Origin of the sequence: Parabacteroides sp. AF17-28 (genome assembly GCF_003479205.1) — a bacterium.
In the GTDB taxonomy this organism is placed as follows: Bacteria; Bacteroidota; Bacteroidia; order Bacteroidales; family Tannerellaceae; genus Parabacteroides; species Parabacteroides acidifaciens.
The window spans coordinates 100,625-113,619 of sequence record NZ_QUGV01000014.1 but is presented as its reverse complement, the minus strand read 5'-3'; the positions used below and the strand labels follow the sequence as shown (position 1 = coordinate 113,619).

At 45.9% G+C, this 12,995-nt stretch carries 14 protein-coding genes and 1 tRNA gene; 10 read left to right on the top strand and 5 right to left on the bottom strand.

Annotated elements, in window-relative coordinates; genetic code table 11:
* Positions 1 to 82 precede the first annotated feature (82 nt).
* Positions 83 to 511: a DUF6249 domain-containing protein gene (locus DWW90_RS11920; protein ID WP_122345119.1), complete on the bottom strand. Its 429-nt coding sequence runs from the start codon at positions 509 to 511 to the stop codon at positions 83 to 85.
* Between the two features lie 153 nt (positions 512 to 664).
* Between DWW90_RS11920 and DWW90_RS11915 the strand changes: the two genes are divergently transcribed.
* The 3 genes from DWW90_RS11915 to rpsA all read left to right on the top strand — a co-directional run bounded on the left by DWW90_RS11915 (position 665) and on the right by rpsA (position 3,503).
* The gene (locus tag DWW90_RS11915; protein WP_122345118.1) at positions 665 to 1,222 is read left to right on the top strand and encodes an RNA polymerase sigma factor; all 558 of its coding nucleotides are present in this window, start codon (positions 665 to 667) and stop codon (positions 1,220 to 1,222) included.
* Positions 1,223 to 1,579, top strand: a complete 357-nt coding sequence (locus DWW90_RS11910) for a hypothetical protein (RefSeq protein ID WP_122331818.1) — start codon at positions 1,223 to 1,225, stop codon at positions 1,577 to 1,579.
* A 130-nt stretch (positions 1,580 to 1,709) separates the two neighbouring features.
* Complete coding sequence (rpsA, locus tag DWW90_RS11905; RefSeq protein ID WP_122345117.1) at positions 1,710 to 3,503, top strand: 30S ribosomal protein S1; 1,794 nt, start codon at positions 1,710 to 1,712, stop codon at positions 3,501 to 3,503.
* Between the two features lie 91 nt (positions 3,504 to 3,594).
* On the opposite strand, the gene DWW90_RS11900 is transcribed toward rpsA, so the two are convergent.
* Positions 3,595 to 3,858: a hypothetical protein gene (locus DWW90_RS11900; RefSeq protein ID WP_115500391.1), complete on the bottom strand. Its 264-nt coding sequence runs from the start codon at positions 3,856 to 3,858 to the stop codon at positions 3,595 to 3,597.
* Positions 3,859 to 4,146: 288 nt separating this feature from the next.
* On the opposite strand from DWW90_RS11900, the gene DWW90_RS11895 reads away from it, so the two are divergent.
* The 3 genes from DWW90_RS11895 (at position 4,147) to DWW90_RS11885 (ending at position 6,039) form a co-directional block, all read left to right on the top strand.
* A complete protein-coding gene (locus DWW90_RS11895; RefSeq protein WP_115500390.1) occupies positions 4,147 to 4,536 on the top strand; it encodes a response regulator in 390 nt (129 codons plus the stop codon).
* 337 nt (positions 4,537 to 4,873) lie between these two features.
* The gene (locus tag DWW90_RS11890; protein WP_115500389.1) at positions 4,874 to 5,749 is read left to right on the top strand and encodes an AraC family transcriptional regulator; all 876 of its coding nucleotides are present in this window, start codon (positions 4,874 to 4,876) and stop codon (positions 5,747 to 5,749) included.
* A gap of 11 nt (positions 5,750 to 5,760) precedes the next feature.
* A complete protein-coding gene (locus tag DWW90_RS11885) occupies positions 5,761 to 6,039 on the top strand; it encodes an HU family DNA-binding protein (RefSeq protein WP_115500388.1) in 279 nt (92 codons plus the stop codon).
* Positions 6,040 to 6,101: 62 nt separating this feature from the next.
* On the opposite strand, the gene DWW90_RS11880 is transcribed toward DWW90_RS11885, so the two are convergent.
* The 3 genes from DWW90_RS11880 to alaS all read right to left on the bottom strand — a co-directional run bounded on the left by DWW90_RS11880 (position 6,102) and on the right by alaS (position 10,103).
* Positions 6,102 to 6,176 (bottom strand) — tRNA-Pro (locus DWW90_RS11880).
* A gap of 35 nt (positions 6,177 to 6,211) precedes the next feature.
* Positions 6,212 to 7,276, bottom strand: a complete 1,065-nt coding sequence (gene aroB, locus DWW90_RS11875; RefSeq protein ID WP_122331830.1) for a 3-dehydroquinate synthase — start codon at positions 7,274 to 7,276, stop codon at positions 6,212 to 6,214.
* A gap of 199 nt (positions 7,277 to 7,475) precedes the next feature.
* Entirely contained in the window at positions 7,476 to 10,103 is a 2,628-nt protein-coding gene (alaS, locus tag DWW90_RS11870) for an alanine--tRNA ligase (RefSeq protein WP_122345116.1), read from the bottom strand.
* 97 nt (positions 10,104 to 10,200) lie between these two features.
* On the opposite strand from alaS, the gene DWW90_RS11865 reads away from it, so the two are divergent.
* The 4 genes from DWW90_RS11865 (at position 10,201) to DWW90_RS11850 (ending at position 12,991) form a co-directional block, all read left to right on the top strand.
* Positions 10,201 to 11,184 carry a M23 family metallopeptidase gene (locus DWW90_RS11865; RefSeq protein WP_115500386.1) on the top strand — a complete coding sequence of 328 codons (984 nt, stop codon included), beginning with the start codon at positions 10,201 to 10,203 and terminating at the stop codon, positions 11,182 to 11,184.
* Positions 11,185 to 11,199: 15 nt separating this feature from the next.
* On the top strand, positions 11,200 to 11,556 hold the full coding sequence (locus tag DWW90_RS11860) for a MerR family transcriptional regulator (protein WP_122331825.1): 357 nt from the start codon (positions 11,200 to 11,202) through the stop codon (positions 11,554 to 11,556).
* Positions 11,557 to 11,642: 86 nt separating this feature from the next.
* Complete coding sequence (locus tag DWW90_RS11855; RefSeq protein WP_115500384.1) at positions 11,643 to 12,038, top strand: DUF3127 domain-containing protein; 396 nt, start codon at positions 11,643 to 11,645, stop codon at positions 12,036 to 12,038.
* A complete protein-coding gene (locus DWW90_RS11850) occupies positions 12,038 to 12,991 on the top strand; it encodes a calcium/sodium antiporter (protein WP_122345115.1) in 954 nt (317 codons plus the stop codon). The genes DWW90_RS11855 and DWW90_RS11850 overlap by 1 nt, the downstream gene beginning before the upstream one ends.
* Positions 12,992 to 12,995 lie beyond the last annotated feature (4 nt).

Here is a 12,995-nt window from a genome sequence, read left to right as displayed (position 1 = left end):
TTTTCCCCTCGAAGAAACAAAAGTTTCACGGGCATGAAAAAAAAGTTTCACCTAACAAAACAGGTGAAACTTTTTTTAATCTTTATTTGTCGTCTCTCTTTCCCATCTTCATCTCGATGATAAAGGAGACCAGCAAACCGATACCGCCAAACAACAGGACGGAAGCGCCATAGATTGTGCCCGAAACATCACTGTGATACCAATCACGCCAGCCATTGTTCATAAAGCCGAAACCGCTCGCACCGAAGGATGTGGAGATAATAAAACCGACCAGCAATCCCAAACCGATACCCGTCAGCAGACAACCTGCCTTCAAAGAACTAAAAGAGAGGCGGTTTCCCAGGTAACTCGGAAATCCTAACTTTCCTTCAAAAGCGGAAGCATCCAGTTTATCACCTATCTTTTCGATAATAGCCAAACGTTCATTACGGCGAACAAACAGTTCAAACAATCCGTAAATAGCTGCAAAAACGATTCCGACAATCAGCGGAGCTGTAAGAAAATCCATCATAACTGTACTTTTTTAAATGATTAATTAATTTCTTTGTTACTTTTGACGCACCTCTTTCCGAAAGGTTACAAATGAGGGGAAAGAAAAATTATTTTTTATTTTTGTTGATGCAAGTTGTAACCTGTTCGCCCGGCTTGCGTCCATTATAATACGATGGAGTTGTACACCGACACATATTATATAAAAAGGATACAAGCGGGAGATACGGCATGCTTTGCCTGCCTTCTGGATAAATACAGCCGTCCTGTTCATTCGTTAATCCTGAAGGTTGTCCGCAGCCGGGAAGATGCGGAAGAGCTGGCACAGGATGTGTTTATGAAGGTATTCAAACATCTTTCGTCCTTTAAAGGAGAATGCAGCTTCTCCACTTGGATTTACCGGATCGCCTACAACACGGCTATCTCGGAGACACGGAAAAAGAAGCATGAATTTCTGGCGATCGAAGACACTATTATTAATAATGTATCGGAAGAAGAGGTATCCGAGGCGCTGGGCAGGACGGACAGTTCCAGCCAGATGCAAATGCTCGATGCCGCACTGGCCCAATTGCCACCCGACGAGCGGGCCCTCATCCTACTCTTCTATATGAAAGAAAAAACGGTCGAAGAGGTGGCAACCATCACCGGACTGACACCGTCTAATGTTAAAGTGAAACTACACCGCATACGAAAGAAACTGTTTGTTGTATTAAAAGGAATGGAGGAACGATAAATGACAGAAAAGAATGACATACTGAAAGATTTGTTTAGCCGGATGCCCGAAGAAGAGCTTCCCGGATCGTTCCGCGCCAACGTGATGCAACAAATCCTGGCCGAAGCGGAACGGATACACAAACGGAACGAGCGCTGGGGATGGATCGCCGTTATCTCCGCCTCTCTGTTGATGGTCGGCCTGGCTGTCGGAGCATTCTTCTATATGGATATGCCCAAGATATCCGTATCGTTGCCCCGCCTGAGTTCGCTTCCCTTCTATGTTTATATCGGGATACTGACCTTCATCCTACTCGGAGCCGACTACAAATTCAGACAGATATTCAAAAAGAAACAGGTGTCGCACAAAGAAGAGTAAAGAGCGTTTTTTCCATATAAAAAGACTTGTAAATCAGAAAAAAGCATTACCTTTGCCCCGATTTTTGAGAGATGACAACATAATGTCTAACTTACTAATTAAAACAAACTTAAGTATTAACAATTAGAGAATGGAAAATTTAAAGAACATTCAACCCATTGAAGATTTCAACTGGGATGCTCTTGAAGAGGGCGAATCTTACGGTCAGGTAAGCAAGGACGATCTTGTAAAAACGTATGACGAAACTTTGAACACTGTAAAGGACAAAGAAGTCGTTATGGGAACTGTAACTGCAATGAACAAACGTGAAGTTGTAGTGAATATCGGTTTCAAATCAGATGGCGTTGTATCTATGGCTGAGTTCCGTTACAATCCGGATCTGAAAATTGGTGACGAAGTAGAAGTTTACATCGAAAACCAGGAAGACAAAAAAGGACAGTTGATCCTGTCTCACAAGAAAGCACGCGCTACACGCTCTTGGGATCGTGTTAACGAAGCTCTTGAAAAAGACGAAATCATCAAAGGTTACATTAAATGTCGTACGAAGGGCGGTATGATCGTTGACGTATTCGGTATCGAAGCATTCTTGCCGGGTTCTCAGATCGATGTCAAACCGATCCGCGACTACGATGTATTTGTAGGTAAGACAATGGAATTCAAGATCGTGAAGATCAACCAGGAATTCAAAAACGTTGTTGTATCTCATAAAGCTCTTATCGAAGCTGAACTCGAACAGCAGAAGAAAGACATCATCTCCAAACTTGAAAAAGGCCAGGTACTGGAAGGTACGGTTAAGAATATCACTTCTTACGGCGTATTCATCGACCTGGGTGGCGTAGACGGTTTGATTCACATCACAGACTTGTCTTGGGGCCGTGTTTCTCATCCGGAAGAAATCGTTCAGCTGGATCAGAAGATCAACGTGGTTATCCTTGACTTCGATGACGAAAAGAAACGTATCGCTCTCGGCTTGAAGCAGCTGACTCCGCATCCTTGGGATGCTTTGGATACAAACCTGAAGGTTGGTGACAAAGTAAAAGGTAAAGTTGTCGTTATGGCTGACTACGGTGCATTCATCGAAATCGCTCCGGGCGTAGAAGGTCTGATCCACGTATCTGAAATGTCTTGGACTCAGCACTTGCGTTCTGCTCAGGACTTCATGAAAGTTGGTGACGAAATCGAAGCTGTTATCCTGACACTGGACCGCGACGAACGTAAGATGTCTTTAGGTATCAAACAGCTGAAAGCTGATCCTTGGGAAGATATCGAATCTCGCTTCCCGGTAGGTTCTCGCCACATGGCTAAAGTACGTAACTTCACTAACTTCGGTGTATTCGTTGAAATCGAAGAAGGTGTTGACGGCTTGATCCACATCTCCGACCTGTCTTGGACAAAGAAAATCAAACACCCGTCAGAATTCACTCAGATCGGCGCTGAAATCGAAGTTCAGGTACTGGAAATCGACAAGGAAAACCGCCGTTTGAGCTTAGGCCACAAACAGCTGGAAGAAAATCCTTGGGATGTATTCGAAACAATCTTCACTGTAGGTTCTATCCACGAAGGAACAATCATCGAAGTACTGGATAAGGGTGCTGTAATCTCTCTGCCTTACGGCGTTGAAGGTTTCGCAACTCCGAAACATCTGGTAAAAGAAGACGGTTCTCAGGCTGCTGTAGACGAAAAACTGCAGTTCAAGGTAATCGAATTCAACAAGGAAGCTAAGAGAATCATCCTTTCTCACAGCCGTATCTTCGAAGACGAACAGAAGGGCGCTAAGAAAGATGCAGGTGAAAAGAAACCGTCTGCTAAACGCGGTGGCAAGAAGGAAGAAGAATCTGCAATGGTAACTGGTCCGGTTGAAAAGACTACACTGGGTGACATTGAAGAACTCGCTGCTCTGAAAGAAAAACTGGCTGGTAAATAATATCTGTCAATCTTGATAAAAAGAAAAAGGAGATTTCCATTCGTGGATATCTCCTTTTTTATTGCCTGAAAAAAAGAATAGAGAAAGCGCCTTAGTCTACCTCCTTTATCGCTTCCTCTATCTGTTCCTGTTCACCATAATACTTGCAGCTTTCACCGAGACCCAGCAATGCGTTTATCTCATGGCGTTTGTCCAGATCGGTGAAATAGGCGTCTACAACTTTGTAAATATCGAATCCGTCCGTAGAACCGGCAGCTAAATTCAATGCTTCTACCAATTTTCCTGTTGCTTTGCGAATTTCTGCCTTATTGATCAGGTGAAACTCATTGTTGTGAATTAATTGACTCTTTCCCATGATGTTTGATTTAAAAGTTATACTTGTTTTTTATTAATAACCATTCCCAAAGGCGGTAAGTTTTACCGCCCCGTTCCATTTAATGCACTAAATATACAAACATCCTTTGATCTTTCATCCTTTCCCTCTTTTTATTTTTAAAGAATTATGAAAAACAGATGACAATTCCATTAAAGGCTTTTTTCCAATTAGACAAGAGAATCAAGCCATAAAATAGAGAATAAGTTCTATTCTATTTGGTTATGTAAAAATTAATGCTGAAATTTGTTCACAGATAATATAAAAGCTATGGGCACAAACGAAGAAAACAAGAATGTAACTATTCTGATTGCAGAAGATGAGGAAAGCAACTTCCTATTATTAAAAACCATATTAAAGAGACACTGTAATGTTCTGCAAGCAAGAACAGGACGTGAGCTTTTAAAAGTCTACGCCGAACAGGGGGCAGACTTGATCTTATTAGACATAAAGATGCCGGAAATGAATGGTATCGATGCCTTAAAGGAGATCCGGAAGCAAGACACACAGATACCTATTATCATGCAGTCCGCCTATGCTTTCGAAAACGATATGGAAGCGGCCCGTGCCGCAGGTAGTAACGGGTTCATCACCAAGCCTATTAATATTGTCGAGTTGAAAAAGACGATTTCCAAATTCTTGCCGCAGATTACCTGGTAAGAATTTAAGAACTCTATAATTACAAAAAAACCGGAATGGTTCTAACAATCGTTAGGACTGTTCCGGTTTTTCTTTTTTCGGTGCATATCTTAAATTAAGCAGCCTCCCGTTCTTTTCTTCAGAAAACCGCTCCATATACGGACCTATTTGCATTAAAATTCTTTACAAACTCCAATTAAACAAAACATTATCTTCCCTGTTAAGTGCATGGGTAAAATCATATAGATAAAAAGTGCCGTCAATCAGTACCAGATTTCTGGAAAGTTATACCAAACAGGCACTAACCGAATTTCATTAGGGACGAAATTATACTTTTACGTACGAAACGAAAATAGACATGTCAGGCAGCAAATATAAAAGGACATCAGATAAAAACGCGGCTTCTCATTCTTTAGAAAATGATTTTGAGATATTCGAGAACTCGACGGAATTCCCAATCCCTTTATATCCTTCTTATTCCCGCAGAGCAATCGTTGCTTTTTGCACGAAAGGAAGTGCTAAAGTGGACATCCATGAGTATGACCATTTGTTTATGAAGGGAGAATTGGTTGTTATTTTCCCGGGGCAGTTAGTTTCTCTGTCGGAAAGTAGTAAAGATTTTACGGTCAGCTACTTTTCGTTATCCATAAATCTTTACAACGATGTGCTTAGCGGTCTCTGCCGCTTTTCACCTCTTTTCTTTTTCTACATGAGGAGTCACTACTATTACAACTTATCGGAGTTGGAGATATCCAGATACATTAATTTCTTTCAATTGGTATATTCCAAAGCGAAGGGACCGGAAAACCTATATCGCAAAGATTCGATCATCCATCTCATGCGGATACTCTATCTGGATATTTATAATGCGTACAAAATAAATTCACAGAACGCACAATTCAAGCTCAACAGCCACAAAAAAGAGTTGGCAAACGGCTTCTTCCAACTCATCATGAAATATTACAAAGATAACAGGAGTGTGACGTTTTATGCAAACAAACTATATATCACTCCAAAATACCTGACAATGGTTGTCAAAGAAGTCAGCGGCAAATCAGCCAAAGACTGGATCACCGAATATATCATACAAGAGATCAAATTCCTGTTAAAGAATTCATCGTTGAACATTCAGGAGATTGCCATACGGACCCATTTCTCCAATCAGACATCGTTAGGACGCTTTTTCAGGAAACATACAGGCGTGTCGCCTTCATTTTACAGAACACAGAATTAATAACAAAGGTCATGAACAGAAATCAGCTAATCAACGCACTGTCAGAGAAGACAGGTTTAGACAAGAAGGACGTAAGACGAACAATCGATGAAATGCAAAGACTGATTATTCAGGAAGCCAAAGAAGGGCAAAGAATCTGCCTGCACGGTTTTGGCTCATTCAAGCCACGCTTACAAACCAGCCGCCCGGCGCGGAATCCCAGAAACGGAACAACCGTACAACTGTCTCCCAGGACAATCATTCATTTTAAGTGTGCTCCCCTTCTGTTGGAGCAAATGAACGACAAATAACAACATGAAAAAAGAGGCCTACAATTTCTTGTAAGCCTCTTTTTTTCTTTACTCAGCTATTGTCGGGGTGAGAAGATTCGAACTTCCGACCACACGCCCCCCAGACGCGTACTCTAACCGGGCTGAGCTACACCCCGCTTTGTTTTACGGCTGCAAAGGTAAATATTTTTCGTTATCCGCCAAAGCTTTCACGGTAAAAATCCAGTGACTCGAGGATTTTTTCCTTGCTTACCTGCTGATTAATCTGAACGTCACCGATTTGGGAAAGCAAGGTGAAATTGATAATTCCCGCCTCGTTTTTCTTATCGTGCGTCATCAGCTCGTACAAGGTGTCATAATCATTGCAATCGAAGACGAAAGCCGGATAATATTCCTTCAGGTAATAGACAACCTGGCTCAGTTTGTCCATCGGGAACCCGCAAACCTTATAAGAGAGGTATAATTCGCTCACAATGCCAGCAGCGACAGCATGTCCGTGCAGCAGAGGGCGGTTCTTCCGGAACGACAGGCTTTCGTAGGCATGACCGATCGTATGGCCGAAGTTAAGCGCCTTACGGATACCATGTTCTTTCGGGTCTTCCTCGACAATGCGTTCTTTCACGGCGACAGACTGGGCCACCATCTTATTCAGGAAAGCATAATCGATCTTCGCATCAAGATCGAACAACATCACGGACGCATAAATATCCATCGAACTGATAAGCGCATGCTTGATCATCTCTGCATAGCCGGACAACAGGTTATCACGGTCCAACGTACGCAGGAACTCACAATCGATAAAAACGCATTCGGGAGGATAGAACGAACCGACTTCATTCTTCAAGCCGTTGAAGTTGACTCCGGTCTTCCCTCCCACCGCGGCATCGACAGAAGCCATCAGGGTTGTCGGGATATTGACGGTACGCAAACCCCGTTTAAAGGTTGCGCCGGCAAAACCTCCCATATCGGTAATCATGCCGCCTCCTAAGTTGACCAACAGGGAATTGCGGGAAGCGCCTTCATTGGAAAGGCGCGACCAGATAGAAGCGACCTGTTCGATGTCCTTATGCGTATCGCCTGCCTGCACGGTAATGACAGGGGCATTCTGAAAGGCAGGGATATCTTTTACCAGCGGGAAACATTTATCTTGTGTATTCGTATCGGTCAGGATAAAGAGCTTATCATAACTCAGGGAAGCAAAGAACGCCTGCAAGTCGGCTTTGAGGTCTTTGCTGATTACTACTTTTTGAGCGGCCATAATGTCCTTATTAGTTAATATCGTTCCGGCAAAGGTATTATTTGTTATCCGATTATCAAAACGGGGAAAAAGAAAATCCCATGAGCAGGGAACAAAAGTTTCATCGGCAGGAAACAAAAGTTTCATGGGCATGGAACAAAAGTTTCCCCTGCATGAAACAAAAATTCCATGCAGGGGAAACAACTATTTATTCAGTTCTTTATTTCAAACCGGCTGCTTCGAGGATATGCTCGATAGCCTGTGCCAGGCCGTCCGGATTCTTTCCGCCGGCTGTTGCAAAGTGAGGCTGTCCACCGCCGCCGCCTTGGATCAGTTTGGCTGCGTCTTTCACCAGTTTACCGGCATTCAAGCCTTCCGCTACCAACGGATCACTCAGCATAACCGTCAATGCGCATTTGTCAGCGTCTTTGATTCCGGCTACGAAGAATACTTTTTCATCCGTATTGCTTTCTCCCTTAATCTGGAAAGCCAGGTCTTTGATTGCTTCCACACTGGCTTCACCACGGAAGACGATCAGTTTCACACCGTGACGTTCAACCGCTTTTGCAATCAATTCCTTCTTCAACTGCTGAACTTTCTCTTTCACGTAATCGCTTACCTGTTTTTTCAGTTCGGCATTTTCTTCAATGGATTTCCGGATGGTCTGTGCCAGGTTCGGAACATTGTTGAACATGGCGCGCAGTTCACGGAGGGAATCCTGCAACATGAAAGTATAGTTCTCAGCTCCTTCGGCCGTAACAGCCTCGATACGGCGAACACCGGCAGCGATAGAGCTTTCGGCGATCACACGTAGGGAACCGATCATACCGGTTGCCGGAATATGCGTACCACCGCACAATTCGATAGAACTGCCGTACTTAACCACACGGACCTCGTCACCATACTTTTCTCCGAACAACGCCATCGCACCTAACTTTTTCGCCTCAGCGATCGGCATATTGCGATGTTCTTCCAGCGGGAAGTCGGCACGGATCTTTTCGCTCACTAACTGTTCTACCTGACGGATCTCTTCGTCCGTCACTTTCTGGAAGTGGGAGAAGTCGAAACGCAACGACTCGGGAGAAACGTAAGAACCTTTCTGTTCGACATGTGTCCCCAGCACTTCGCGCAAAGCCTCGTGCAACAGGTGAGTGGCAGAGTGGTTGCATTCGCACTGGATACGTTTCTTTTCGTTGATCTTAGCCGTGAAAGTAGCGGTTACATCTTTCGGCAATTTAGCCACCAGATGAACCGGCAGATTGTTCTCACGCTTCGTGTCAATCACGTCGACCGTTTCGCCGTCGGCAATCAGCCAACCGGTATCGCCGACCTGTCCACCCATTTCCGCATAGAAAGGAGTCTGGTCCAGCACGATCTGATATAATACCTTATTCTTCTGTTTGATCTGGCGATAACGCATGATTTCAGCGTCGCATTCGAACAGGTCGTAGCCCACAAACTTGCATTCGCCTTCTTTCAGCACCACCCAGTCGCCTGTTTCGATCGCGGCAGCATTGCGGGCACGCTCTTTCTGCTTCTGCATTTCGACGTTAAACTCGTCGATATTGGCTTCCATACCGTTTTCGCGCAGGATCAGTTCAGTCAAATCCAACGGGAATCCGTATGTGTCATATAAAGTAAAGGCGTCCACACCGCTGATCACAGTCTTACCGGCAGCCTTCGCTTCTTCCATCTTCTTATCCAGCAGACGGATACCTGTTTCCAGCGTACGGAGGAAAGATTCTTCTTCTTCCTTGATCACCTTTTCAATCAGCGACTTCTGTGCGATCAGTTCGGGATAGGCATCGCCCATCGTTTCGATCAGCACCGGCAGCAGCTTATACATAAAGGATTCTTTGCGATCCAGGAATGTATAGCCGTAACGAACGGCGCGGCGCAGAATACGGCGGATCACATAACCGGCTTTGGCATTGGAAGGCAACTGGCCGTCGGTAATCGCGAAAGCGATCGTACGGATATGGTCGGCGATCACACGCATAGCCACATCCTGTTGTTTATCCTTGCCGTAAGTCGTACCGGCCATACCGGCAATCACTTTGATGATCGGCTGGAAAACATCCGTATCGTAGTTGGACGTTTTTCCCTGCAAAGCCATACACAGACGTTCGAATCCCATACCGGTATCGATTACGCGGGCAGGCAGCGGTTCCAGGGAGCCGTCGGCCTTGCGGTTATATTGCATGAACACAAGGTTCCAGATTTCGATCACCTGCGGATGATCTTTGTTCACCATCTCCTGACCGGGGACAGCGGCACGTTCTTCGTCCGTACGGAGGTCGATATGGATTTCTGAGCAGGGACCGCAAGGACCCGTATCGCCCATTTCCCAGAAGTTATCGTGTTTGTTACCATTGATGATATGGTCTGCCGGCAGGTATTGTTCCCAATATCCGGCTGCTTCGTCATCGCGCGAAAGACCTTCGGCAGGGCTTCCTTCGAATACGGTTGCATACAGGCGGTCGGGGTTCAACTTCAACACATCTACCAGGTATTCCCATGCCCAGTTGATCGCTTCCTGCTTGAAGTAATCGCCGAACGACCAGTTACCCAACATCTCGAACATGGTGTGGTGATACGTATCGTGTCCCACCTCTTCCAGGTCGTTATGCTTGCCGCTTACGCGAAGACACTTTTGTGAATCCGCGACACGTGGATATTTACGGGGTACGTTCCCCAGGATTATATCTTTGAACTGGTTCATACCTGCATTGGTAAACATCAATGTAGGATCACCCTTCACTACCATCGGAGCAGAAGGCACAATCTGGTGCTGCTTGGAAGCGAAGAAGTCTTTAAATGATTCACGGATTTCTTTTGCTGTCAACATAATCTATTCTATATAGTCTCGTTAATATTCTGAAAAACAATTTGCAAAAGTACAGCAAATTATTATTTTTGCACGTATCCAAGCAAGAAAATATTTGATGAAACTATTTAAAAGCAGAAAAACATATTACTTATATAACCCCAACACGCTCAGTTACGAACGTGTTTACCCCTCCGCCAAAGACCGTTTTTTCGGTGTACTCCGACATTTGAGTATCGGTATTGCGATCGGCGTAGGTATTTTTTATATCCTGTCACGCACGTTCGACTCGCCCGTCGAATCGCTTCTGAAGAAGGAAAACAAGCTGTTACAGACACAGTATGAGGTGCTTTCGCTACGCCTGACCAATGCTTTGGAAGTGCTGGACGATATACAACAGCGCGACGAAAACCTGTACCGTGCCATTTTCCAGGCAGAATCCATTCCCGAATCCGTCCGCAAATCCGGCTTCGGAGGTTCGAACCGTTACGAGCAGTTGATGAGCCTGTCCAATCCGGACCTGGTCGTTGCGACCACCAAAAAGATGGATATGTTGAGCAAACAGCTTTATGTACAGTCCAATTCACTGGAAGAGCTGATCACACTCGGCAAGAATCAGGAGGAACGAAGCAAATGTATTCCGGCTATCCAGCCGATCTCGAATAAAGACCTGAAACGTACGGCATCCGGTTACGGTGTCCGCATCGACCCGATCTACCGCACGCCCCGTTTCCACTCCGGCATGGACTTTTCCGCCAAAGTGGGAACGGAAATATATGCCACCGGCGACGGCGTCGTCACCTTCGCCGCCTGGAAACAGGGATACGGGAACTGTCTGATGATCAACCACGGACACGGCTTCCAGACACTCTACGGACACATGAGCAAGTTCCGTGCGCGTGTCGGGCAGAAGGTGAAACGCGGAGAAGTGATCGGTGAAGTAGGAAACACCGGTAAGTCGACCGGCCCGCACCTCCACTACGAGGTGATCGTCCGCGGCAAGCACGACAACCCGTCCAAGTACTACTACATGGACCTCACCCCGGAAGAATACGACCGCATGATACAGATTGCCGAAAATCACGGCCAGGTTATGGATTAAACATTGTTTAATAGGATGGCATTAAATAAAGATAAAAATCTAAAGCTCTATTTCTCCATCAGCGAGGTGGCGCAGATGTTCGACGTCAACGAGTCGACATTGCGTTTCTGGGAAAAGGAATTCGACCAGATCAGCCCGCGCAAGACAGGCAAGGGAACGCGTTCCTACCGCCAGGAAGATATCGACGCCATACGCCTGGTCTATCACCTGGTGAAAGAACGCGGCATGACACTGGCGGGAGCGCGACAAAAGCTGAAAGAAAACCCGGACACAACCATCCGTCACGAAGAGATCGTGAACAGGTTGAAACAAATTAAGGAAGAGCTGCTTGCCATGAAGGATGCGTTCGAGGTTCTCGACACTCCCAAATAGCCTCCTGCAGGTAAAAACAGACTCAAAGAATTAGCTTGTTATGCCGGAAAATCGTACCTTCGCAGCAATTTAATAAAACAATAAACATGGAAATTACGGGAAGAATCATCGCCGTACTGCCTGTCCAAGGCGGTATCAGTAAAAGTGGAAACGAGTGGAAAAAGCAGGAGTATGTCCTGGAAACACATGACCAATACCCCAAGAAAGTATGCTTCCAGATCTTCGGTGCAGACCGCATCGAGCAGGCAGCCATACAGCCCGGAGAAGAACTTACAGTTTCTTTCGACATAGACAGCCGCGAATATCAGGGACGTTGGTTTACAAACATCAGTGCCTGGAAAGTTGAACGCCCGATGGCCGCCGCACCTCAATCAGCACCGGGTGCCATGACTCCGGAAAACGTCGTACCGGCCTCCGCTCCTGCCGTATCAGCCGCTCCCGATTTTGGTCCGGCCAACCCGATCGACGACCTGCCATTCTGATGAATATCGTCCTTTTGATCGGAGGATTGCTCCTTATTTTGGTCGGTGCAAACGCACTGACCGACGGGGCTGCCTCGGTTGCCAAACGCTTTCATATCTCCAGCTTGGTGATCGGGTTGACAATCGTAGCTTTCGGGACATCCGCCCCGGAGTTGACTGTCAGTGTCGTTTCGGCGCTGAAAGGTAGCGCGGACATGGCGATCGGGAATGTTGTCGGAAGTAATATCTTCAACACGCTGATGATTGTAGGTTGTACAGCCGCTATCGTCCCGATCAGTGTAACCAAAGGTACGTTAAGCAAGGAAATCCCGCTTTGCATACTGGCCTCCGTCGTTTTATTCATCTGTGCAAACGACGTGCTGATCAACAAAGCGGCGGCCAATACGATCAGCAGCAGCGACGGTATGCTCCTGCTGTGCTTTTTCCTTATCTTCTTAGGATATACGTTCGCCATCGCCCACAACGGCAGTAGCGAAGGCGAGTCGGAAATCAAGGATATGCCTGTCTGGAAGTCCGTCCTGTTCATTGCCGGCGGTTTAGCAGGATTGGTCTACGGCGGACAGTTCTTTGTCAGCGGAGCCTCGGAAATCGCCCGCAGCTTAGGTATCAGCGAATCTATTATCGGCCTGACACTGGTTGCCGGAGGGACTTCACTGCCGGAATTAGCAACCTCGGTTGTTGCCGCCCTAAAGAAGAATCCGGAAATGGCTATCGGAAACGTAATCGGTTCCAACCTTTTCAATATATTCTTCGTCTTAGGATGCAGCGCGACTATCAGCCCGCTCAATATACAGGGCATTACCAATCTGGACCTCGGCGTATTGATCGGTTCGTGCGTACTGCTTTACATCTTCGGATGGTTCTTCAAGAAACGGACGATTACACGGATCGAAGGGATTGTGATGATTGCCTGCTACATCGGCTATACGGCTTATCTGATCTCCATTGCCTGATAGC